22 protein-coding genes and 1 tRNA gene are annotated in these 22,985 nt (G+C 61.4%); 14 read left to right on the plus strand and 9 right to left on the minus strand.

Annotation, left to right across the window (positions count from 1 at the left end):
* Positions 1 to 22 precede the first annotated feature (22 nt).
* Positions 23 to 538, plus strand: coding sequence for a peroxiredoxin-like family protein (locus HUV48_RS02125; protein ID WP_176266112.1), 516 nt, complete (start codon positions 23 to 25; stop codon positions 536 to 538).
* A 4-nt stretch (positions 539 to 542) separates the two neighbouring features.
* Here HUV48_RS02125 and HUV48_RS02130 read toward each other — a convergent pair whose 3' ends face one another.
* Positions 543 to 995 carry a universal stress protein gene (locus HUV48_RS02130; protein WP_176266113.1) on the minus strand — a complete coding sequence of 151 codons (453 nt, stop codon included), beginning with the start codon at positions 993 to 995 and terminating at the stop codon, positions 543 to 545.
* Between the two features lie 132 nt (positions 996 to 1,127).
* On the opposite strand from HUV48_RS02130, the gene HUV48_RS02135 reads away from it, so the two are divergent.
* The 3 genes from HUV48_RS02135 to HUV48_RS02145 all read left to right on the plus strand — a co-directional run bounded on the left by HUV48_RS02135 (position 1,128) and on the right by HUV48_RS02145 (position 4,398).
* The gene (locus HUV48_RS02135) at positions 1,128 to 2,504 is read left to right on the plus strand and encodes a pyruvate dehydrogenase complex dihydrolipoamide acetyltransferase (RefSeq protein ID WP_176266114.1); all 1,377 of its coding nucleotides are present in this window, start codon (positions 1,128 to 1,130) and stop codon (positions 2,502 to 2,504) included.
* Between the two features lie 170 nt (positions 2,505 to 2,674).
* Complete coding sequence (lpdA, locus tag HUV48_RS02140; protein ID WP_176266115.1) at positions 2,675 to 4,087, plus strand: dihydrolipoyl dehydrogenase; 1,413 nt, start codon at positions 2,675 to 2,677, stop codon at positions 4,085 to 4,087.
* A gap of 98 nt (positions 4,088 to 4,185) precedes the next feature.
* Positions 4,186 to 4,398, plus strand: a complete 213-nt coding sequence (locus tag HUV48_RS02145; protein WP_176266116.1) for a hypothetical protein — start codon at positions 4,186 to 4,188, stop codon at positions 4,396 to 4,398.
* Positions 4,399 to 4,414: 16 nt separating this feature from the next.
* Here HUV48_RS02145 and HUV48_RS02150 read toward each other — a convergent pair.
* A tRNA-Ser gene (locus tag HUV48_RS02150) sits at positions 4,415 to 4,504 on the minus strand.
* Between the two features lie 103 nt (positions 4,505 to 4,607).
* Between HUV48_RS02150 and HUV48_RS02155 the strand changes: the two genes are divergently transcribed.
* From HUV48_RS02155 to mazG, 9 genes are read left to right on the plus strand one after another with little or no spacing between them, the layout of a single operon-like run.
* Positions 4,608 to 5,624 carry a lytic murein transglycosylase gene (locus tag HUV48_RS02155; RefSeq protein ID WP_176266117.1) on the plus strand — a complete coding sequence of 339 codons (1,017 nt, stop codon included), beginning with the start codon at positions 4,608 to 4,610 and terminating at the stop codon, positions 5,622 to 5,624.
* Positions 5,625 to 5,650: 26 nt separating this feature from the next.
* Positions 5,651 to 6,832 carry a D-alanyl-D-alanine carboxypeptidase family protein gene (locus HUV48_RS02160; protein ID WP_318656034.1) on the plus strand — a complete coding sequence of 394 codons (1,182 nt, stop codon included), beginning with the start codon at positions 5,651 to 5,653 and terminating at the stop codon, positions 6,830 to 6,832.
* The gene (gene tmk / locus HUV48_RS02165) at positions 6,829 to 7,467 is read left to right on the plus strand and encodes a dTMP kinase (protein ID WP_176266671.1); all 639 of its coding nucleotides are present in this window, start codon (positions 6,829 to 6,831) and stop codon (positions 7,465 to 7,467) included. Before HUV48_RS02160 ends, tmk begins: the two co-directional genes overlap by 4 nt.
* Complete coding sequence (locus tag HUV48_RS02170) at positions 7,467 to 8,417, plus strand: DNA polymerase III subunit delta' (protein ID WP_176266118.1); 951 nt, start codon at positions 7,467 to 7,469, stop codon at positions 8,415 to 8,417. The genes tmk and HUV48_RS02170 overlap by 1 nt, the downstream gene beginning before the upstream one ends.
* A complete protein-coding gene (gene metG / locus HUV48_RS02175) occupies positions 8,410 to 9,981 on the plus strand; it encodes a methionine--tRNA ligase (RefSeq protein WP_176266119.1) in 1,572 nt (523 codons plus the stop codon). The genes HUV48_RS02170 and metG overlap by 8 nt, the downstream gene beginning before the upstream one ends.
* Positions 9,978 to 10,751, plus strand: a complete 774-nt coding sequence (locus HUV48_RS02180) for a TatD family hydrolase (RefSeq protein WP_176266120.1) — start codon at positions 9,978 to 9,980, stop codon at positions 10,749 to 10,751. Before metG ends, HUV48_RS02180 begins: the two co-directional genes overlap by 4 nt.
* Entirely contained in the window at positions 10,748 to 11,515 is a 768-nt protein-coding gene (locus tag HUV48_RS02185) for an MBL fold metallo-hydrolase (protein WP_176266121.1), read from the plus strand. The genes HUV48_RS02180 and HUV48_RS02185 overlap by 4 nt, the downstream gene beginning before the upstream one ends.
* A complete protein-coding gene (locus tag HUV48_RS02190) occupies positions 11,512 to 11,682 on the plus strand; it encodes a hypothetical protein (protein ID WP_176266122.1) in 171 nt (56 codons plus the stop codon). The genes HUV48_RS02185 and HUV48_RS02190 overlap by 4 nt, the downstream gene beginning before the upstream one ends.
* A gap of 36 nt (positions 11,683 to 11,718) precedes the next feature.
* On the plus strand, positions 11,719 to 12,483 hold the full coding sequence (gene mazG, locus HUV48_RS02195) for a nucleoside triphosphate pyrophosphohydrolase (RefSeq protein ID WP_176266123.1): 765 nt from the start codon (positions 11,719 to 11,721) through the stop codon (positions 12,481 to 12,483).
* Here the strand turns inward: mazG and hflX are convergent.
* From hflX to dusB, 7 genes are all read right to left on the minus strand, one after another.
* Positions 12,480 to 13,757 carry a GTPase HflX gene (gene hflX, locus HUV48_RS02200; RefSeq protein WP_176266124.1) on the minus strand — a complete coding sequence of 426 codons (1,278 nt, stop codon included), beginning with the start codon at positions 13,755 to 13,757 and terminating at the stop codon, positions 12,480 to 12,482. The genes mazG and hflX overlap by 4 nt on opposite strands.
* A gap of 47 nt (positions 13,758 to 13,804) precedes the next feature.
* Entirely contained in the window at positions 13,805 to 14,350 is a 546-nt protein-coding gene (hfq, locus tag HUV48_RS02205; protein WP_176266125.1) for an RNA chaperone Hfq, read from the minus strand.
* 125 nt (positions 14,351 to 14,475) lie between these two features.
* Positions 14,476 to 15,864, minus strand: coding sequence for a nitrogen assimilation response regulator NtrX (ntrX, locus tag HUV48_RS02210; RefSeq protein WP_176266126.1), 1,389 nt, complete (start codon positions 15,862 to 15,864; stop codon positions 14,476 to 14,478).
* A 24-nt stretch (positions 15,865 to 15,888) separates the two neighbouring features.
* Positions 15,889 to 18,102 (minus strand): sensor histidine kinase, encoded by a 2,214-nt coding sequence (locus HUV48_RS02215; RefSeq protein WP_176266127.1) that lies wholly within the window; start codon positions 18,100 to 18,102, stop codon positions 15,889 to 15,891.
* Positions 18,103 to 18,219: 117 nt separating this feature from the next.
* Entirely contained in the window at positions 18,220 to 19,632 is a 1,413-nt protein-coding gene (locus tag HUV48_RS02220) for a sigma 54-interacting transcriptional regulator (protein WP_176266128.1), read from the minus strand.
* On the minus strand, positions 19,629 to 20,723 hold the full coding sequence (locus HUV48_RS02225; protein ID WP_176266129.1) for a two-component system sensor histidine kinase NtrB: 1,095 nt from the start codon (positions 20,721 to 20,723) through the stop codon (positions 19,629 to 19,631). Before HUV48_RS02225 ends, HUV48_RS02220 begins: the two co-directional genes overlap by 4 nt.
* Positions 20,720 to 21,736 carry a tRNA dihydrouridine synthase DusB gene (gene dusB / locus HUV48_RS02230; protein ID WP_176266130.1) on the minus strand — a complete coding sequence of 339 codons (1,017 nt, stop codon included), beginning with the start codon at positions 21,734 to 21,736 and terminating at the stop codon, positions 20,720 to 20,722. The genes HUV48_RS02225 and dusB overlap by 4 nt, the downstream gene beginning before the upstream one ends.
* An 80-nt stretch (positions 21,737 to 21,816) precedes the next feature.
* Here dusB and HUV48_RS02235 point away from each other — a divergent pair, with 80 nt between their 5' ends.
* Positions 21,817 to 22,980: a bifunctional 2-C-methyl-D-erythritol 4-phosphate cytidylyltransferase/2-C-methyl-D-erythritol 2,4-cyclodiphosphate synthase gene (locus tag HUV48_RS02235; RefSeq protein ID WP_176266131.1), complete on the plus strand. Its 1,164-nt coding sequence runs from the start codon at positions 21,817 to 21,819 to the stop codon at positions 22,978 to 22,980.
* Positions 22,981 to 22,985 lie beyond the last annotated feature (5 nt).

Here is a 22,985-nt window from a genome sequence, read left to right on the forward strand (position 1 = left end):
TTCGGCAAAGGAGAAACCGACCATGCTGATACCCGGACAGAAAACGCCCGCTCTCGAATTGCCGCTGACGATCGAGGCGCGCTTTGCCCTTGCCGACCAGTCGCCTGAAAATTTCACGATGCTGGTTTTCTACCGCGGCAAGCATTGTCCGATCTGCAAGAAGTCGCTCGAAGAACTGGCCGGAAAGCTCGACGACTTCAGCAAGGCGGGCGTCAATGTCTTCAGCGTCTCGATGGACGACGAAGAGCGCGCAATGGTGATCGACAGCGACTGGGCGACCGGCGACGTGCCGCTGGCCTACGATCTCAGCGAAGATCAGGCGCGCGAATGGGGCCTGTATATCTCGGAAGGGCGCGAGGACAGCGAGGAACCCGCGAAGTTCTCCGAACCGGCGGTGTTCCTGATCCGCCCGGACGGCACGCTGTACTCGGCGCATATCCAGAGCGTGCCGTTCGCTCGGCCGCAGTTCGACGACCTGCTCGATGCAGTCAAGTTCGTGACGGAGAAAGACTACCCTGCACGCGGCACGCTGACCTGATCGGTCAGGCGAGCGCGTCGATCTGCTCGGTCGTGAGAGCGCCGGGCACGATGTAGAGCGGGCAGGGCATCCGCGCCGCGCCGCTGGTGAAATACGTCACGAGCGGTCCTGCTCCGTTCTCGCTCGATGCGCCAAGGACCAGGGCGGCAATATCCTTGTGGTCTTCGAGGTAGGACTTGATGGCCGCGAGCGGATCGCCGGTCCTGACGGCGATGGTGGGCCGCTTGCCGTGTTCGGCGAAGATATTACCCGCCTCGCTGTTCGCCATGACTTCGGCGCGGTCCTTCGCCTCTTGTTCGATCGTCGCCTGCACCCCGCCGAACGCGTTGAAATTGTTCTGCGGGACGAGCGCCAGAATATGGACTGCCCCGCCCGTTCGTGCGGCGCGCAGCGCGGCGAAACGAAGCGCACGCTTCGCTTCGGCCGTCTCGTCCATCACCACCATATAGATGCGCATCGGGTTTGCCCTCTCGCTTTTGCGCGCCGGTATCCGCTGAAAACGAATTCAGCGCAAGGTGCTTGCCCGGCGGCGGCATTTTCGCCAGAGAAGCCTCGCAGTTTCCGTAAGGTAAGGGATACGACGCCAGACATGCCGATCGCCATCAAGATGCCCGCCCTCTCGCCCACCATGGAGGAGGGGACGCTTGCCAAATGGCTCGTGAAAGTCGGCGACAAGGTCGAATCCGGCGACATCATGGCGGAGATAGAGACCGACAAGGCGACGATGGAATTCGAGGCGGTGGACGAGGGTACGATCGCCGCGATCGAGGTCGAGGAAGGCACCGAGAACGTCAAGGTCGGCGATGTGATCGCGGTGCTCGCCGAAGAGGGCGAGGATGTCGAGGAGGCGGCCAAATCTGGAGGCAGTTCTTCGGATAGCACTTCTGGCAAGGGCGATACGACAAGCGAAAACTCGGCAAAGGCCGACGGGGTCTCGGACGAACCCGCGAAGGCGCAGCCGCGTGCCAGCGCCGACCCGCAGGCTAGCCCCGAACCGTCCGCGAAACCGGAGACTTCCGCCGGACCCGCACCGAAGGCCGATGGCGAACGGATCATTGCTTCGCCGCTCGCTCGCCGGATCGCGGAACAGAAGGGCGTCGATCTCGCGGCCGTCGAGGGCAGCGGCCCCAACGGCCGGATCGTGAAAGCCGATGTGGAAGGTGCAGAGCCGGGCAAGGCCAGCGCAACCAAGACGGCAACGCCCGAAGCGGAAGCCGAAGTGCCCGAGCACACGCCCGCTCCGACGGCCAGCGCGGCGAAGGTGCCCGACTTCGGCATTCCGTATGAGGCGGAAAAGCTGAACAATGTCCGCAAGACGATCGCGCGCCGCCTGACCGAAGCGAAGCAGACGATCCCGCATATCTACCTCACCGTGGACGTGCGGCTCGATCCGCTCTTGAAGCTGCGCAGCGAACTTAATGCGGCGCTCGAAGCGCAAGGCGTCAAGCTGTCGGTCAACGACCTCCTCATCAAGGCACTGGCCAAGGCGCTAATCGCCGTGCCGAAGTGTAACGTCAGCTTCGCGGGCGAGGAACTGCGCAAGTTCTCGCGTGCCGACGTATCGGTCGCGGTCGCGGCACCCAGCGGTCTCATCACGCCGATCATCGTCGATGCAGGCAACAAGGCCATTTCCAGCATCTCGACCGAGATGAAGGAACTGGCGGGCAAGGCACGCGACGGCAAGCTGCAACCGCACGAATATCAGGGCGGCACGGCCAGCCTCTCGAACCTCGGCATGTTCGGCATCAAGCAGTTCGATGCCGTCATCAACCCGCCGCAGGGCATGATCCTGGCGGTGGGTGCAGGCGAGAAGCGGCCCTACGTGGTCGACGGCGCGCTCGACGTCGCGACCGTGATGAGCGCGACCGGCAGTTTCGACCACCGCGCCATCGACGGCGCTGACGGCGCAGAACTGATGAAAGTGTTCAAGGAACTAGTCGAGGCACCGCTCGGCCTGGTGGCGTAAAGCATTGTCCTACTGCGGACGGTCTGTGCCATCCGGACTGAATGACCTGGCTCCATTCTTTCGCTCCGAATTACGCTTTCAGCGCGGCCTGCGCGCGCGCCTTCTTTCTTCTCTTTGGACCGTGTTCCTTGTGTTCCATCCTGTAGGACTATCCGAAAGGTAATCCCGTAATGTCAGCAAGTTACGACGTCATCGTTCTCGGCTCCGGACCCGGCGGCTACGTAGCCGCGATCCGCGCTTCGCAGCTCGGACTGAAGACTGCCATCGTCGAGCGCGAACTGCTAGGCGGCATCTGTCTCAATTGGGGCTGTATCCCGACCAAGGCGCTGCTGCGCTCGGCGGAGATCCTGCATTATGCGCAGCACGCGAAAGACTACGGACTGAAGATCGCGGGCACGATCGAGGCCGACTTGGACGCGGTGGTAAAGCGTAGCCGCGGCGTTGCGAAGCAGCTCAATCAGGGCGTTACGCATCTGATGAAGAAGAACAAAATCACGGTGCATATGGGCGAGGGCACGCTGACCGGCCCGACCTCGCTGACCGTGAAAGGTGAGTCGGGCGAGGAAAAGCTCACCGCCAAGCACATCATCGTCGCCACCGGCGCGCGCGCCCGCGACCTGCCGTTCGGAAAGGCTGACGGCGAGCGCATTTGGACCTACCGCCACGCGATGACGCCGAAGGAAATGCCGAAGAAGCTGCTCGTCATCGGTAGCGGCGCGATCGGTATCGAGTTCGCCAGCTTCTACAACGACATGGGCGCGGAAGTGACCGTGGTGGAAATGCTCGACCGGATCGTGCCGGTGGAGGACAAGGATGTCTCCGTTTTCCTCGAGAAGAACCTGACGAAGCAGGGCATGACGATCATGACCGGCGCGGGTGTCGAGGACATCAAGACGGACGCAAGCGGTGTGAAGGCCAAGATCAAGGGCAAGGACGGCAAGGTCACCGAACAGGAGTTCACGCACTGCATCGTCGCCATCGGCATCGTCCCCAATACGGAGAACATCGGTGCGGACAAGCTGACCGAAATGGACCGCGGCTTTATCCAAGTGGACGATTACGGCCGGACCAAGTCCAAGGGGCTGTGGGCGATCGGCGACTGCACGCCGGGACCGTGGCTGGCGCACAAGGCCAGCCACGAGGGCGTGACGACCGCCGAAGCGATCGCGCAGGAACTCGGCAACAAGAACGTCCACCCGCATCCGCTTAACCGCGACGCCATTCCGGGCTGTACCTACTGTCACCCGCAGATCGCGAGCGTCGGCCTTACGGAAGCTAAGGCGAAGGAAGCGGGCTACGAGATAAAGACCGGCATCTTCCCCTTCATCGGCAACGGCAAGGCGATTGCGCTCGGCGAAGCGGAAGGTTTCACCAAGACAGTGTTCGACGCGAAGACCGGCGAGCTTCTCGGCGCGCATATGGTTGGCGCTGAAGTGACCGAGATGATCCAGGGCTACGTCATCGGCAAGACACTCGAGACGACCGAAGCCGAACTGATGCAGACCGTGTTCCCGCATCCGACGATCTCCGAATCGATGCACGAAAGCGTGCTCGCGAGTTACGGAAAGGCGTTGCACATCTGAAACGGGCGAGCGGTATGGCGCTGTCCGCCATCCGCTCGTCGCAAACGCGGGAAACCGCCAAGGCTTCAGGGCGTTAACCCTATTATAGGAGAGACGCCATGGAATACGAAATTAGCGATCAGCCGCAGGGCGGACGCGATGCTTTGGAAGCCGATCGTACTGCCGGTCTTCCCGGTTACGAAGATGGGTTGAACAATGAGTCTTCGGTCGATGCGGAAGACTACCCCGAGGATGAGCGCGAAGATGCATCGCTCGTGCAAAAGAACAAGAAGCGCGAAGCGGAGAAATCGGCGGAGAAGCAGCCGAGCTGACCATCGCTGGGAAAGGTGGCGGACAGGGTGGGATTCGAACCCACGAAGGGCTTGCACCCTTGCCGGTTTTCAAGACCGGTGCATTCAACCGCTCTGCCACCTGTCCGCGCGCTCGCTGCGCTAGGGAAGCTGGCGCGGTTTGTCACGGGGGTAAGATCGACGGCACAAAAATCACTTGCGGTTCAGAGGCGATCTGACATTTGAGAACCATGCCGAAATTCCTGAAAAGCTTCCTCGCCGTTCTGCTAGTCACCGCGCCGGTCGGCGCCTCTGCGCAGGACCTGTCGTTCGACGCCTACCTGCAAGTTCTGAAGGCTCAGGCCCGCGCCGAAGGGGTTAGCGAGCAGACTATCGCTTTGATGACGGACGGGCTTGCGCCCAGCCAGCGGGTGATCGAACTCGATCAGGCGCAGCCCGGTTCGCCTTCGCGCCCCGGCGTCTTTCCATCGGTACAGAACTATATCGACCGCCATGTCGACAGTGCCCGCATCTCAGGCGGCCGCGATGTCTACCGGTCCTCGCAGCCGATTATCCGCAGGATCGAGGCCGAATACGGCGTACCGGGCCAGATCCTTACGGCGATCTGGGGGCACGAAACGGCTTACGGCAATGTGACCGGTGGTTTCGATCTGGCGCAGGCACTGGCCACTCTGGCTTGGGAGGGCCGCCGGCGCGAACTTTTCGCAAACGAGTTCGTCTCGCTGCTCAAGATCGCCGACCGCGGTTTTCCGAAGTCGCAGTTGCAGGGCAGCTGGGCGGGCGCCTTTGGCAATCCACAGTTCCTCCCCAGCGTCTATCTGCGGTTAGCGAAGGATGGTGACGGCGATGGCCGCGCCGACCTCTACAACAGCAAGGCGGACACGCTTGCGTCGATCGCAAACTACTTCCGCGATGCCGGATGGCGCACCGGCCAGCCTTGGGGCGTCCGCGCCGCGGTTCCGGCGGGCCTCGACATCGACAGCATGGCGAGCGAAATTGCCGCCCCGGTTTGTCCGCGCGTTCACCAACGGCATTCCGAGTTCAAGACCGTCGCAGAATGGCGCGCGCTCGGTGTCCGCCCGCTGCAACCGATCGGAGAGGACGTCATGGCGTTCCTGTTCCAGCCCGACGGCGCGGGAACGCCCGCCTATCTGCTGACCGGCAATTACCGCGTCATTCTCGAATACAACTGCTCCAATTACTACGCCATGAGCGTAGGCCTACTCGCCGACGCCATCGCTCCGTGAACAAAGCGGGACGGGAAAGCATATTCGTGAAACAGGTTCGCAAGGCTCGTTTGCGCTTCGGTCTTGCCGGAGTGCTGCTTTCAGCGGCAATCCAGGCTACCGCACAGCAGGACGCCGAGACGCAACTTCCCGAACCTCCGGCAGCGGAAGCCGCCCCGATTGCAATGCTTTACGACATGAACAGCCGCCAGACGCTGTTCTCGCGGGAAGTCGACCGGCGGTTCGCGCCCGCATCGATCACCAAGGTCATGACGACGTTCGTCGCGTTCGGCAAAATGCAGGAAGGCGAGCTAGACCCGAGACAGCGGTTTTCCGTTCGTCCCGAGACATTCAAGAAGTGGAACCGCGTCGGCTCGACCATGTTCCTAGCGCACGACGACAAGCCGACCGTAAACCAGCTGCTGCACGGCATCACGACGGTCTCGGCCAACGACGGATCGGTCGTATTGGCGGAAGGCGCGGCGGGGTCCCTGCCTAAATGGCTCAACGAAATGAACGCCGCTGCACAAAGGATCGGGATGGAGGACAGCCACTTCGGATCGCCGAACGGCTTTCCTGACGAAGGCCGCACCTTCACCACCGCCCATGACCTCGTGACGCTCGGCACGCGTCTTATCCGCGACTATCCGCATCACTATCAACGCTACTACGGCAAGCGGCAGATGCGCTACGGCGGCATCACTCAGAACAATCACGATCCGATTACCGGGCGCCTGTTCGGGGCAGACGGTATCAAGACCGGCTTTACCAACCAGGCGGGATACGGCTTCCTAGGTTCGGCGATGCGGAACGGCAGACGGCTCGTGATGGTGGTTGCAGGAAGCGACCGGGGATGGGTACGCAACGAGGCGGCCCGTGATCTCATCGAGTGGGGCTTTACGAATTTCGACGTCCGGCGCCTGTTCGCACGCGGCGAGACGGTCACCACCATTCCGGTCCAGAACGGAAGCCTGCGCGATCTACCCCTAATAGCCGAAGACGGCGTCGCGGTAAGCGTACTGAAGGACTGGAACGCGGAGCCGGAGATGACCCTGCGCTTCGAAGGACCCGCGGTCGCACCGATCAAAGCAGGCGAACCGGTTGCGGAGCTTGTCATCACTTCGACCGGTACGGGTGACGCGCGCATTCCCCTCGTCGCCGCGCAGGACGTGGCCGAGGCGAACGTCGCGCAGCGTATCCGCAACGGGTTTCTGTCGTGGGTGGACTGACCCGCGGCAAATTCATCGCGTTCGAGGGCGGAGAGGGCTGCGGCAAATCGACGCAGGCGAAGATGCTCGCTGCGTGGCTCGACCGGAACGGCAAAGAGGTAATCCTGACCCGCGAACCGGGCGGAACACCGCGTGCCGAGGCCATCCGTTCGCTCTTACTCGATCCGCCCGAAGGCAGCTGGTTGCCGGAGGCGGAAGCGCTACTGTTTGCAGCAGCCCGCTCGGACCATGTCGGCCAGCTCATCCTGCCGGCGTTAGAACGAGGGACCTGGGTCGTGTGCGACCGCTTCGTCGATTCGAGCCGCGCCTATCAGGGCTACGCCGGAAAACTGGGTGACGAGGCGATAAACCAGCTTCACGAGTTCGGATCCGCCGGACTGCTTCCCGATCTGACGCTGCTTCTCGAAGTTGACGCCGCGAGCGCTGCAAGCCGCGCTACCGCGAGAGACAGGGGCAAGGCTGATGCGATCGGCGGACGGGACGATGCCTACCACGCCGGGGTGGCGGCGGGCTTCAAGGCGATCACGCAGCGAGACCCCGAGCGGTTTCGAACTATCGACGGAAGCGGTTCTCCGGACGAGGTTCATGATCGCATCGTCGCCGCGGTCGCGCCCCTTACGAAAGGCACGCACTGATGCTGGTCGGGCATGAAGCCGCGTGGAAGGCATGGAACAGCGCCACGACCTCGGACCGGATGCACCACGCGTGGCTACTCACGGGCCGGCGTGGGGTGGGAAAGATGCACTTTGCCGAGGCGGCAGCGCAGCGCCTGCTCGAAACGGACCGTCCTGCAGCCGATCATCCGGACATCATCGTGCTTACCCACCTGCCGAAGGACGACAAGGAAGACAAGAAGCGCGCGGAAGGCAAACCCTACGAATTGAAGCGCAATATCGCGATCCAGCAAATCCGCACGATGCAGGTTGCGCTGACGAAGCGACCGACGCTCGGCGACAGGCGGGTGGTCATTATCGATCCTGCCGATGACATGGAACGCAACGCCTCCAATGCACTGCTTAAAAGCCTGGAAGAGCCGCCGCGGGGCTGTACCTTCATCCTCATATCGCATCATCCCGCGCGGCTGCTGCCCACGATCCGCTCGCGCTGCCGGACCCTGCGGTTTCCGCCGCTAGGCAATGAGCAGCTGGCTGCCCTGCTGCGCCGCGAGTGTCCCCAAGAGGACGAAGGTGCGATCAGCGAGGCGATTGCCGCTGCCGGTGGGTCGCCCGGTTTTGCGATAAGCTTTCTCGCGCTCGACCTCGCCAAGGCGGCTGCGGTGATGCGCGACATAGCTGGGAGTGGCGACGAGAGTTTTGCTCTTCATGCAAAGCTCGCCGGCATCCTCGGCAGTCGTCCCGATCGTGCGAAACTTCAGGCGGCTCTCGAAGTCGCGCGCCGCACGCTGGCGGACGGCATCATCGCCTCCGGCGGGCGGGGCGCCGATGCCGGAGCGCAAGCTCATGAGGAACTGACGCAGCTCGAAAACGAACTGGCGACTTACAACTACGATGCCGGTCTGCTCGTTATGCAAATCGGAACCTTGCTCGCCCGGACTGCGGCATCTACCAAGCGCTCCTATGCCTGAGCCAACCTCACCCTACTACGTCACGACGGCGATCAGTTACCCGAACGGTCCGCCTCATATCGGCCATGCCTATGAAGCGATTGCTGCGGATGTCATCGCGCGGTTCCAGCGCGCGCAGGGCAGAGAGGTGCGATTCCAGACCGGGACCGACGAGCACGGCCTGAAGATGGCACGAAAGGCGGAGGAGCAAGGCAAGACCGCTCGCGAGCTCGCCGACGAAATGTCTCATCGCTTCAGAACGATGTGCGACGCACTTGACGTAAAGTACGACCGTTTCATTCGAACCGTTGAAGAAGACCACCACCGTGCCAGCCAAGCGCTGTGGCAGGCAATGGAAGCGAAGGGCGATCTGTATCTTGATCGGTACGAAGGTTGGTACTCGGTCCGGGACGAGGCTTTTTACGACGAAAGCGAACTGGCCGAAGGTGAGGGGGGCGAGAAGCTTTCCCCGCAAGGTACACCTGTCGAATGGACGGTCGAGGAAAGCTGGTTCTTCCGCCTGTCGAACTACGGACAGGCGCTGCTCGAACTTTACGATACCAATCCGTCTTTCCTGAAGCCGGATAGCCGGCGGAACGAGATGCGTGCCTTCGTATCGGGCGGTCTGCGCGATCTTTCGATCAGCCGGACAAGCTTCGACTGGGGCGTGCCCGTACCCGGTAGCGACGATCACGTGATGTACGTCTGGGTCGACGCGCTGACGAATTACCTGACAGGGCTCGGCTATCCGGACGAAACGGAGAACATGGCGAAGTTCTGGCCTGCCGACCTGCATTTGATCGGCAAGGACATAGTTCGCTTTCACGCGGTTTACTGGCCGGCGTTCCTGATGAGTGCTGGCCTGCCGCTGCCCAAACAGGTTTTCGGGCATGGCTTCGTACTGAACCGCGGGCAAAAGGAGTCCAAGTCGCTCGGCAACGTCACCGATCCCCTTGAACTGGCGGACCGGTTCGGTGTGGATGCGCTGCGCTATTTCCTCCTGCGTGAAGTGCATTTCGGCCAGGACGGCAGCTATTCGGCCGAAGCGATCGTGACCCGCGTAAACGCCGAGCTTGCGAACGGGTTCGGCAATCTGGCGCAGAGAACTCTGTCAATGATTTTCAAGAACATGGACGGTAAGGTTCAGCCCGTTTCCGAACCGTCCGAAGCGGACCGGACACTGATGGACGAGGTCTGTTTGTCTATCGATACGCTGCAGGAAAAATTCGCCGCTCTTTCTTTCAGCGAAGGGCTGGAGGCTTGGATGCGGGCGGTTTTCGCATGCAACCAATATGTCGACGAGCAAGCTCCCTGGTCGCTCAAGAAGACCGATCCGGCGCGGATGGTAGCGGTGCTGATGACGTTGCTCGATCAGGTGCGCCGCCTTGCAATCGCTTTGCGTCCGGTCGTACCGTCATCGTGCGATCGGATGCTGGACCAAATGAAGGTCGCAGCGGACGCGCGGCTCTACGCCAATGTTGCCACCGACTGGCTAGCTGCGGCAGCGTCCGAAGGGATTGTTCTCGAAAAGCCGGAAGGGGTATTCCCGCGCCTTGAGCAACCTGAGGAAGAAGCGGCGGCATGATCGACAGCCATTGTCACCTTCAATACAAGGGGATCGTCGAACAGCAGGCTGACGTCCTTGACCGTGCGCGCGAAGCGGGCGTCCGCGGCTTCCTGAATATCTCCACCAAGCGTAGCGAGTGGACCGACGTTACCGCGACCGCCTCACGGGAACGCGATGTCTGGGCGAGTGTCGGCATTCACCCGCACGAGGCCGATGCGCATACCGACCTGACCGAGGACGCGCTGTACGATGCGGCCAGCCAAACGCACGTGATCGGGATCGGGGAAACCGGGCTCGATTATTATTACGAGCATTCCGACCGCGAAGCACAGAAGGAGCTGTTCCGCCGGCATATCTCGGTCGCGCGCAAACTGTCTTTACCGGTTATTATCCATGCGCGCGACGCCGAGGAAGATACGCTCGAGATTCTTGATGACGAAATGGGTAAGGGCGTCTTTCCCGCGTTGATCCATTGTTTCACCGCATCGCAGGGTTTTGGTGACGAAGTGCTCCGGCTGGGCCTGTCGATCTCAATTTCGGGCATCGTAACTTTCAAGAACGCCAAGGACTTGCAAGCGGTAGCGAAGACGATTCCGAAGGATAGGCTGCTGATCGAAACGGACAGCCCTTTCCTTGCGCCCGTGCCGAAGCGCGGCAAGACGTGTGAGCCTGCTTACGTTGCGCATACGGCGGCGTTCCTCGCGGATTTGCGCGGCGAACCGGTCGATGCATTGACGGATTACACGACGAGCAATTTCTTCTCGCTATTCAGCAAGGCCGCGGCTTGAAACTCATCATGCTCGGATCGGGAACCTCCACCGGGGTTCCACGGGTCGGCGGCGACTGGGGTCTGTGCGATCCGTTCAATCCGCGCAATCGGCGCAGTCGGGTCTCGATCATAGTTGAGAGCGACAGCGGGCAGCGTGTCCTTGTCGACACTTCACCCGATCTCCGGCACCAGTTGCTCGCGAACCAGATCGACCGGATCGATGCCGTCCTGTGGACGCATGATCATGCCGACCACTGTCACGGGATCGATGATCTCAGGGTCATGCGCTTCGACAGAAGCAATCCTCTGCCGGGCTATGCGAGTGCGGAATGCGCAAAGCGGCTGCGCAAGCGCTTCGATTACGTATTTGCTGGGCAATACGGGTATCCGACCATCGTGGACCTTAAGACCTTGGACGAGCTGCGATTGCTCGCCGGCTTTTCGGTTAGGCACTGCGAAATGCCGCATGGCGGAATGACCAGTACCGGCTACGTGCTCGATGATGGCCAGAAAACAATAGGTTACGCAACGGACTTCGGAGAGATTACCGAAGAGATGTTGGCGGTGTTTGCTAACGTAGATCTGCTTGTCTGTGATTGTCTTCGCCGCAAACCGCACCCGACGCACGCGCATCTCGATTTAAGCTTGGAACTGGCAAAGCGCTGCAAGATCGACCGGGTCGTTCTGACACATCTCGACAAGAGCATGGATTACGCGGACCTCAGCGCGCAAGTTCCGGACGGCGTTCAGGTGGGGTACGACGGTTTGAGGCTGGAGGTATGAACGAACACAACATCGTCTCGCTGGTTTCGCTGGTCGGATTTCTGATCCTGGCAGTCAGCGCATTGGGTGCACACCGATTATCGCTCAAGAAGAGTGTGATCATGGCGCTCGGTTGGGCGGCAATCTTCGCTATCGTCGTCCTGTTCATCAGTCTCATCGCAGACTAGCATTCTTTACATAATACATATTATCAGTTTTGCGTTATGAGCATTGATCGCCTTCTTTCCATCATGGCTACCCTTCGAGACCCGGAGCATGGCTGCGAATGGGACCGTGCGCAGAATTTCGCCTCGATCGCGCCGTACACGGTCGAGGAAGCTTATGAAGTTCTCGATGCCATCGAGCGCAACAATCTGAGCGATCTTCGCGGAGAGCTCGGCGATCTGCTCCTGCAAGTCGTTTTCCACGCCCGCATGGCGGAAGAGCTCGGCGCCTTCAGTTTTGCAGATGTCGCCGAGGCAATCGCTGACAAGATGGAAGCGCGGCACCCTCACATTTTCGGCGGTCAGGACGGCGCGATGACCGAGACCCGGTGGGAAGAGTTGAAGGCGGCAGAGCGCGAAGCGGCAGGCAGCAAAAGTGTCATGGACGGACTCGCCGCGGCGCTGCCTGCTGCCATGCGGGCGGGCAAGATACAAAAGCGCGCGGCACGCGACGGGTTCGACTGGCCCGATCGTGACGGTCCGTCAGCCAAGATACTCGAAGAAATCGAAGAATTGGCTGCGGCTGAGAATGATGACGAGCGCGAGGACGAGGCCGGCGATCTGCTTTTCGCTGCGATCAATCTCGTCCGCAAATACGGCGTGGAACCCGAAGCGGCCCTACGCCGCGCCAACAGCAAATTTGAAACCCGTTACCGCGCGATGGAGGAAGCTGCCGAAGGCCGCTTTGCTGACCTGCATCTAGACGAGCAAGAACGGCTTTGGCTTGAAGCGAAAGCATCGCTCGGCAAACCGTCTGCTCTCTAAAGCGTTTCGAATTGCCCCCACTCTTTCGGGTTCAAACGCACGGTCATCTTGACGCAGGGCGTCCCTTCTCCGTCGCTGACGTTCTCCTCCGACAAAACTTCCCCGTGCGCATGCAGCCAAGCGATCCGGCGCCCTGCCGTGGCGGGCAGTTCGATGTCGTAGCTTTTCGCCTGCGCCGTCAGTTTGGCGCTTAGCAGGTCTAGCAGACTGTCGACCCCTTCCCCCGTCACCGCAGAAATCGCTGCAACGTCGTCCCGCTCACTGGCGGCATCGGTAAGTTCGCCACGCTCGTCTGGCGGCAACTGATCGATCTTGTTCCAGACCTCGACGATGGCCGGCCCTTCCCCGTCCCGATCCTCGCTATCGTCGATCACGCCAAGATCGCGCAAAACACTGAGAACCTGAGTGTTCTGCGCATCGGCTGAAGGGTTCGCCATGTCGCGCACGTGGCAAATCACGTCCGCCGACAGAACTTCCTCCAAAGTCGCGCGGAAAGCAGCGACGAGCTGCGTCGGCAAGTCGGAGATAAAGCCGACCGTATCGGACAGGATTACCTTTTCGACGCCCGGCAGCGAAATCGCGCGCATCGTGGGGTCAAGCGTGGCGAAAAGCAGGTCTTCCGCCATGACTTCGGCTCCAGTCAGCCGGTTGAACAGCGTCGACTTCCCCGCGTTCGTGTAGCCGACCAGCGAGACCACCGGCCACGGAGCGCGTTCCCGCCGCTCGCGATGAAGGCCCCGGGTTTTGCGAACCTGCTCCAGCTCCTTGCGCAGCCGCGCCATGCGGGTACGGATTAGCCGCCGGTCGGCCTCGATCTGGGTTTCGCCCGGCCCGCCCAGAAAGCCGTAGCCGCCGCGCTGGCGTTCGAGGTGAGTCCAGCTGCGTACGAGCCGGCTCTGCTGGTAGTCGAGATGCGCCAGTTCTACCTGCAGGCGGCCTTCCGCGGTTTGCGCACGCTCTCCGAATATCTCGAGTATCAGCCCGGTACGGTCGATGACCTTGCGTTTCAGCGTCTCTTCGAGATTGCGCTGCTGGATCGGACTTAGCGCGCTGTCGACGATGACCAGCTCGATCTCCGACTGTTCGCAGCGCGTCGCGATATCCGCGACCTGTCCCGAACCGAAGAAGGTGTTCGGCTTGATCTCTCTGACAACAAGAGTCTCGGTGTCTGCGATCTCCACGCCGATCGCGAGCGCAAGCCCTTCTGCTTCCGCCAGACGCGAAGCTGCGTCGAGATCGTAGCGCTCCCCGCGAACGTCAGGGCATATGACCATGCCCCGCGCACCGCGGGTGACTTCGCCTAGAAGATCGTCATCGAAACTCAGGAGTTGTCCTCGTCGCCATCTTCACTGAGATCGACGTTCACCGCAGGCTGGATCGTCGAAACGGCATGCTTGTACGCAAGCTGGACGTAACCGTCACGCTCGAGGAGCATGCAGAACAGGTCGTACGCGGCGATACGCCCCTGAAGCATGACCCCGTTCACGAGAAACATGGTGACTTCCGCCTCGGCTTCGCTGACCCGCGAAAGAAACACGTCCTGAAGCAACCGCTGCTTCGCGCGGCTGCCCTGACTATCGAACTGCTCCGCATCGATCGGCTGCGACGGCATGATGGTCGAGATCGCATGTTTGTAAACAAGCTGCGACTGCCCGTCACGGCGCAGTAGGATCGAGAAATTGTCGAACCAGGTCACGATCCCCTGAAGCTTCACCCCCTTCACGAGGAACATGGTCAGCGGGATCTTGTTCTTGCGAAGCAGGTTCAGAAATGCGTCCTGCAAGTTTCCTTGCTTGCCGCTGGCCTGCTTCTTCTCGGGCGCAGGCTTCTTTTCGATCGGTCGAGCGGACAATGTAGCCTTGGCCATGACAATCTCCATTTTTGGCGGCAATCGAAGTTGCCGCAACTAGACGCGCTTCGCAAAGACTTGGCGTGTCCGACCCGTTAAGTTCTATGCTGCAACTGCGAGATAAGCAAACGATTCTATGGCGTTTACTCTTCTCCGCTGCCGTCGTTCTTGCGGTCCGCCATTCCGAGCAGTTTCAATTTACGGTGCAAGGCAGAACGTTCCATTCCTATAAATCCCGCCGTCTTCGAAATGTTTCCCGAAAACCTGCGGATTTGCACGGATAGGTACTCTCGTTCGAAATTTTCGCGTGCTTCGCGCAAGGGCGCACCCATCATCGAAGAGAAATTGCCGCTCCCGCCGAGATTACCGCCGGTCACTTCGCTTGGCAGCATGTCGACTTCCACCTGGGAGAACTCGTCGCGGGGCGTGAGGATGACCGTACGTTCGACGACGTTGCGTAACTGGCGGACGTTCCCCGGCCAATCGTATGCCTGAAGTGCCGCCATCGCCTCTTCACTGATTTCCGGTGCCGGAATGCCTTGCTCCGCGGAATAGCGGGTAAAGAAGTGCTCGGCGAGCGCGGGAATATCGTCGCGGCGCTCGGCTAGCGAAGGCACGGCAACCGGAACGACATTGAGGCGGTAGTACAAGTCCTCTCGAAACCGTTTCTCTTCCATTTCCGCCAGCAAGTCTCTTGCGGTCGAAGAGACAACGCGAACGTCTACGCCGATCTGCCGGTTGCCCCCGACCCTCACGAAACTCTGGTCGGTCAGTACGCGCAGTATGCGCGCCTGCGTGGAAAGCGGCATGTCCGCCACCTCGTCGAAGTAGAGGGTGCCGCCGTCCGCCAGTTCGAGCAGACCCGGACGGATGAGCTTTCCGTCCGCTTCTTCCCCGAACAGTTCCTTCTCGAACCGCTCCGGAGTGATGCGCGCAGAATTGACGATCACGAAGGCGTGGTCGACCCGGCCCGACCAGCTATGGAGCAGGCGCGCGGCGACTTCCTTGCCCGATCCGGCCGGCCCGCTGATGAGCACGCGGCTGCCGGTACTCGCTACCCGTTTCAGGGTCGCGCGGACCTGGTTAATAACGACCGAATTGCCGGTAAATTCCTCGCCGCGCGAAAACCCCTGCCGGAGACCCACGTTTTCCCGGCGCAATCGCTCGGTCTGCGTTGCGCGCTCGATGAGCAGCAGCAACCGCTCGGCTTCGAACGGTTTTTCCAGAAAATCGACCGCGCCGCGGCTCACTGCGGATACGGCGGTCTCGATATTGCCGTGCCCCGAGAAGATGATCACCGGCAGTTCGGGCTCGCGCTGCTTGATAGCGTCGAGCACTTCCAGCCCGTCCATCTCGCTGCCGTGCAGCCATACGTCGAGCAGCACCAGGCTCGGACGCTTCTCATCGAGCGCCGCGAGTGCTTCCGTGCTGTTGGCAGCCGTCCGGCATTCGTAGCCGTCATCGGAAAGCACGCCTGCGACGAGTTCGCGAATATCGCGTTCGTCGTCGACAATCAGAATGTCCAAAGCCATGCTTTCATACCTCTATCTTGTATATCATTCGGCAGCCTGAACCGCCCGTTCCGCCGGGCAGCGGGCGAAGGTCAGTTCCACCCGTGAGCCGCGGCTTTCGCGCGCACTGAAATTCATCGTGCCGCCATGCTCCTCCACGATCTTGTTGACGATCGCGAGCCCGAGGCCGGTGCCCTTTTCCCGCGTCGTCACATAGGGTTCGACGATGCGGTCGACCTCTTTCGGGAGGCCGATGCCGTTGTCCTCGACCACGACGGCAATGAGATCGTCGCGGTCCTCGAGCGACATGACGATCTTTCCCCTGAACCCGTCCTCCTGTTCCTTCGCCCTTCCCTCGATCGCTTCGACTGCATTCTTGAGGATGTTCGTCACCGCCTGGCCGATCTGGTGCCGATCGCATTCGATTAGCAGCGGCTGCTGTGCATCGGTTTCGAACGAGAAATCGATGTCGCTATGCGCGACTTCCTGCAGGAAGAGCGACTGCCGTACGAGGTCGATCGCATCCTCGCCGCGGAAGACAGGTTTCGGCAGACGTGCGAAAGACGAGAACTCGTCGACCATCTTGCGCAGATCGCCGACCTGCCTGATGATCGTGCTCGTCAGTTCGTCGAACAGATCGGCGTCGGTCTCGATCTGCTTGCGGTAGCGGCGCTTCAACCGCTCCGTTGCCAGTTGAATGGGAGTGAGCGGATTCTTGATTTCATGCGCGATCCGGCGGGCGACATCGGACCATGCAGCCTGCCGCTGGTCGAGCAGCTGCCGCGTGATATCCTCGAAGGTGATGACGTGTCCGTCCGCCTCTTCGCTGATCTTGACGGCCAGTGTTAGCAGTTCGCCCCGCCGCGTGAAATTGACCAGTCCCTGCTTCGTGCGGTTCTCGACCATGGCATCGAGTTCTGGTGACATGTCCGCAAGGTCCAGCCCCGCTTCGAGTGGTCCCTGACGATCAAGAATGATGAGCTGAGCCGAATTGTTCATCAGCAGGACGCGCCGATTGCCATCGATCGAAATGATACCCGAGCTGACCGATTCCAGCACGGCCTCGATGAACAGGCGTCGTTCCTCAAGTTGCCGGTTGGCACTGACGAGCGCATCGGTCTGTTTTTCCAGCTGCGCGGTCATGCGGTTGAAGGCCCGGTTCAGCAGGCCGATCTCATCGCCGCTCGTGCGCCCGCTGACCCGCATCGAGAAATTGCCGGAGCCGACACGGCGCGCAGCCGCAACCAGATCGGTCAGCGGCTCTACCTGACGGTCGGCGAAGCGCAGTGCAAACCACACGGCAAGCCCGACAAGCGCGAGGCTGATTACGAACAGCGCCAGACTGAACCTGAGTTGGAGTGCTCGCGCTCGGCTGATCAACTGCTCGTAGCGGTTGGAAATGGTCTGCGCGCGCTGCCAGTAGTTGAACGACGTCGCCTCGGAATTACGCGCATTATAAAGGTAAATGCCGCTGTCCCGGTCGATCGGCGCAACCGCCTCGATACGCGTTGGACTTCCCGAGATGGAAACGGCCTTGCCTGCCACCAGTGAGGGCAATGCTGCTTCTACCATCTGGTCGGGCGAATTGTCCTCGCGCAGGTTGAAAACCGCGGCCGCGCGCGTCGTGCCGTCGGGCATCGCCTGCACGACCACGCTTTCGCTGATGTCGCGGGCTTGCGCCTGATACTGGTAGACGTTCGGAAAGCTCTCGTCGGTGATCGCACCGCGTTCGAGATAGAAACGAATATCGCCCGCCATCGCGATGGTTTCCTGCCCCACGTCGAGCTGGTTCTGCTCGTAATACCCTTGCGCGAGACTATCGACATTGCTCATCAGGTTGCGCGAATTGTCGGAAAACCAGAAATCCACGCCGAACTGGAACAGCAGCGCTGCAAAGCCTGCGACGAGCAGCGTCGGAACGGCAGCGATGAGCGAGAACAGAAACACCAGCCTGACGTGTAGTCTGGCGGTGCTGCCAGCCGCGCGGCGAAGCGCCGCTCGCCTGCCCCAGAGGACGAACAGTGCCATGGTTGGGATAAGCGTGCCGACCAGCAAGGCTGCCGCCTGTCCGGAAGGAAGCAACCGTCCATCTGGCGGAGCGCTCTTGAAAGTGAGGTAAGTGGTCGCAGCCATTATGATGAACGCCGCCGCACAGGCGATCTCGATGATGACGAACAGGTTGGCTTGCCGCGAGAACAGCGCAAGACGCCGCAGCCAGGTGGGCGATCGCCGTGTTGTCTTGCTAGGTATGGCGGTCATCGTTGCATCACTACACGAAGGGTGTTGCAAATATGCAAGTATTTTCTGCCGCGGAGCGGCGACCTCTCGACCAACGGCGCTTCAGTAGCGATGGTCGACACTTTAGTCCGAAATACACTAGCGTCCCGAGGCTAGCCGACCGACGTCGATCGCTAGCTCGCTCAGCTTCTTACGCAGCGTATTGCGGTTGATGCCGAGTAGCCGGGCGGCCTGCACCTGATTGCCTTCGGTCTGGACCAGAATACGTTCGATTAGCGGCTTTTCAAACTCGCGCAGGAGGTCGCGGTGAATGTTTCCGCCCGATGGCTTCGCGTCGCGCAGCCATTGCGCAATGAGAGTATCGAACCCGTTGTCGGCATCGCTCGCTCGTGATGGCGCACTTGCAACGCGAAGTTCCCGGATCGTGCCCTGGTCGACAACGTCCTCGCGCGCCGTGACCGCAAGCCGAAACATGAGATTACGGAGTTCGCGCACATTGCCGCGCCATTCCATTTCTTCGAGCAGTTCGACCGCCGCCGGAGCGATCTGGCGCCGCGGCAAGCCTTCCTTCTCGGCCAGACTGAGGAAATGTCTGGCGAGCGTCCCGATATCCTCGCGCCGCTCCCTGAGGGCGGGGAGGTGGATGGGAATTACATTCAGCCGGTAGAACAGGTCTTCGCGGAACTGCCCGGTCTCGATCAACGATCCGAGATCGCGGTTGGTCGCGGCGATAACACGCGCATCGACCGCGACGTCATGGCGTCCGCCGACGCGGCGGATGCGGCTCGATTGAAGCGCGCGCAATAGCCGGGTCTGTGCATCGGCGGGCATGTCGCCGATCTCGTCGAGGAACAGCGTGCCGCCATTCGCCTGCTCGAACTTGCCGATCGCCTGCGCGACTGCTCCGGTAAAAGCTCCGCGCTCGTGTCCGAATAGCTCACTTTCGATCAGATCGTGCGGGATTGCCGCGCAGTTGACGGCGATGAACGGGCCCGACTTGCGGTTGCCGAACTGGTGGATCGCTTCGGCGACCAGTTCCTTACCCGTGCCGGATTCTCCGGTAATGAGGACCGACAGGTCGTTGCGCAGGACGCGGGTAATCATCCGGTACACCTGCTGCATCGGCGCACTGCGTCCGATCAGCGGCAGATTGCCGTCGCTGCTCTCCGAAACACTCGGCGAAGTTCCGCGAGAACGGGCAGCCTGCTCGACCGCCTTGCCGAGTTCGTCGATATCAAACGGCTTCGGAAAATATTCGAACACCCCGTGCTCGCTGGCGCGAATAGCGGTGTCGAGCGAGTTCTGTGCCGACACGACGATGATCGGAAGGTCGGGCTGCATCCCGCGGACGCGGTCGATGTCGCTAAGGCCGTCGCCGTCAGTTAGCCTGATGTCGGTGACCATGACGGCGAACGTCTCGTCCTTCAGCAGCGCGTCGCGCCCAGCGACCGATGCCGTGTGCGCGACCGCATAGCCGCTGTCTTCGAGCATGGTCTTCACGATGAGGGCGATCGCCTCGTCGTCCTCGACCAGCAGGATGCGCGCCGTCATCGGCCGCTTTCCTGTGCATTCGTTGTCGCTTTCGCAACGGGAAGAAAGACCCGGAAAACGGTTTCGCCCGTACGGTCGAGGCGCTCGTGACTGATACGCCCGTTCATGTCCTCGATCAGCTTGCGGGCCAGCGCCAGACCCAAGCCTTGTCCGTGCGGTTTGCTCGATACGAAGGGCTCGAAAACCCGCTCTGCAAGCTCGCGGTCGATCCCCGCGCCCCGATCAACGATGCTGATTTCGACCGGAAGATGCGTTGCTTTGCCTAAACGGATCGCCTTGAATACCGAACCGCTGACAAAACGGGTGCGCACGCTGACGGAGTGTTCGCCCGCCGCCCGCCCGGCATCGCAGGCGTTGGCAAAGAGGTTGATGAGAACCTGTTCGAGCGCTTGCGGCTGAGCGAGCACTGGAGGAAGCGACGGATCGAACTCCTCCACGAAAATGAACGGCTCACCGTCCAGCGTGTCCTGCGCAGTCTTGACTGTCCTTAAAGCGTTACGGATCGCCGAGTGCGGATTGCAGGCGGACAAGGCTTCGCGCGACGTGCTGCCGAGCTGCTGCATCCGGTCGATTACGTCGGCGATCCGGTCGGCTTCGCTGACGATGAGGTTCGCCAGGCTGCGCTCGTTTTCTGCCAGCTTGCGCGACAGGAGTTGCCCTGCTCCGCGAATGGCCGAGAGTGGGTTCTTGATCTCGTGCGCAAGAATATTGGGCGCGGCAGGCTTGGCCGCGCTCTCTCCGTAATCGCCCATCTGATTGGACGCGATTTCGGATAGCGTCATCACGAGCCAGTTCGGCTCGGTCGCTACCGGCGATACGGTTATGTTGAGCAGCACTTCGCGCCCCTCGATCCGGGCCGATACTGCGCGCGCGACGAGCCGCATATCGCCCCGCCGTAGTTCGCGCGACATTCTGAGATCGCCGATGTCGAGCAGGTCGACGATGTTGTGGCGCTGCAAGCGCTTTTCGCTCTTACCGAAAAGGTCTTCGGCAGAGGGGTTCGCCTCGATGACGCAGAGATCTTCGTCGAGCAGGAGAACGGCGAAAATAAGGCCGGAAAGCTGCGTTCGCGCGTCCGGCAGGTCGCTCACGCTGCGCGCCGCCGCAGGAACGGCTCGTAAAAACGCTCGATCTCGCCGAGCACCTGATCCGCATCTTCGATGAGGTTCGCCTTGTTCCGGAAATCCGCGCTACCGTGCATCCCCTTGGTGTACCAGCCGATATGCTTACGGGCGATCTTGACGCCGACCGCGGTGCCGTAGTGAGCGAGCATGGACGCGTAATGCTCTCGCAGAACGGCGTATTGCTCGTCGAAGCTCGGGGTCGGGATCCGCTCGCCCGTCCGCAGCCAGTGAATGACCTGACCGAGCAGCCACGGCTTTCCGTAGGCGCCCCGCCCGATCATGACGCCGTCCGCGCCCGATTGTTCGAGCGCCGCATGGCAATCCTCGATGGAGCAGATGTCGCCGTTGACGATCACCGGTATGGAGACCGCTTCCTTGACCCGGCGCACGAACGACCAGTCGGCGCTGCCCTTGTACATCTGGCACCGCGTACGCCCGTGCACTGTAATGAGCTTCGCGCCCAAGTCCTCCGCGATATGCGCGAGTTCCGGTGCATTGAGCGACTGGTGATCCCAGCCCATTCGCATCTTCACGGTCACCGGCACGTCGACGGCATTGACGGTCGCCTCGATCAGGCGCGCGGCGAGCGGCAGGTCACGCATCAGCGCGCTTCCCGCATCGCCGTTCACGACCTTCTTCACCGGGCAGCCCATGTTGATGTCGATGATGGCCGCACCGCGGTCGGCATTGAGTTTCGCGGCCTCTGCCATTTCAGATGGTGCGCAGCCGGCGAGCTGCAACGATACCGGTTCTTCGCTCGCGTCCCACGCCGCCTTCTGCAGGCTTTGCCGCGTCTCGCGGATCATCGCCGGGCTGGCGATCATCTCGGTCACGTTAAGACCCGAGCCGTACCGTTTGACCAGCGTACGGAACGGCATGTCTGTGACGCCCGTCATGGGCGCCAAGATGACCGGATCGTCGATCTGGAATGCGCCGATGCGTACCGGCTTGAGCGTGGGGGGAGTAAGAGTGTCGGTCATTGGGAGAACATGTGCCTAATTTCTGGGCAGCGCTTAGTGGATTGCGGTGAGCCTCGCAAGCGTCTAGCGGCGGACTTCGCATGAGCGAGGGGTCTCAACATTCGTCATTTGCCGCAGTCGTCGTCGCTGCGGGTCGCGGCACGCGCGCGAAACAGTCCGTACCGAAGCAGTTCGCGATCTGGCGTGGTAAGCCGGTATTGCGGCATTCGGTAGAGGCTTTGGCGCTGTCCGGCGCATCTCTGGTCGTGGTCGCAATTCCCGCTGGTTTCGAAGCCGAGGCGCGCGAAGCTTGCGCGGGACTAGACGGCGTCAGCTTCGTCATGGGAGGCGAGACACGGCAGCAATCGGTCATGGCCGCACTCGCAGCGTTGGTTTCTGCTGGCCCGGAACTCGTTCTGATCCACGACGCGGCACGTGCCGATCTTCCCCCAGAGGTTGTCGACCGACTCTTAAACGCACTGAAAGGCGCAGAAGGCGCGATCCCGGTGCTTCCGGTGTTCGACAGTCTGGCGGTAGAGGAGTGCGGCATGATGCAGGCGGCAGCGGACCGGGATACGCTGCGCCGGGTTCAGACACCGCAGGCTTTTCGTTTCGCCGCGATCGACGCCGCGCACCGTAGCTGGCGAGGCGAGCCGACAGCGGGGGACGATGCGCAGGTGCTCATGGCCGCCGGCGGAAAGGTAGCTTTGGTTGAGGGTGACGAGCGCTTGAAGAAACTGACGACGGAAGGGGATTTTGCGTCGAAACCCGCCAAAATCGCTGGCGAAACGCGGATCGGCATGGGCTTCGACGTCCATCGCCTGGCCAACGGCGAGGAATTGTGGCTCAACGGGATCAAAATCGACCACAACAGGGGTCTAAGCGGCCACAGTGATGCCGACGTGGGGCTCCATGCCATTACCGATGCGCTTCTCGGCGCAATCGCGGCCGGCGATATCGGCAAGCACTTTCCGCCGAGCGACGATCGATGGAAAGGCGCCGCGTCCTCTGCTTTTGTTCGGCACGCTGCCTCGCTGGTCCGCCAAGCCGGTTTTGAGATCGCCAATGTGGACTGCACTCTGATCTGCGAGGCGCCGAAGATCGGTCCGCACGTGCTGGCGATGCGCAAGGCGGTAGCCGAAATGCTCGGGGTTGGGATCGACCGGGTAAGCATCAAGGCAACCACGACCGAACGGCTCGGCCTCACCGGACGCGGCGAAGGCATCGCGGCGCAGGCGGTGGCATCCGTCTACCGGGCCGTGTAGGATGA

It is taken from the genome of Qipengyuania atrilutea (genome assembly GCF_013370205.1).
In the GTDB taxonomy this organism is placed as follows: domain Bacteria; phylum Pseudomonadota; class Alphaproteobacteria; order Sphingomonadales; family Sphingomonadaceae; genus Actirhodobacter; species Actirhodobacter atriluteus.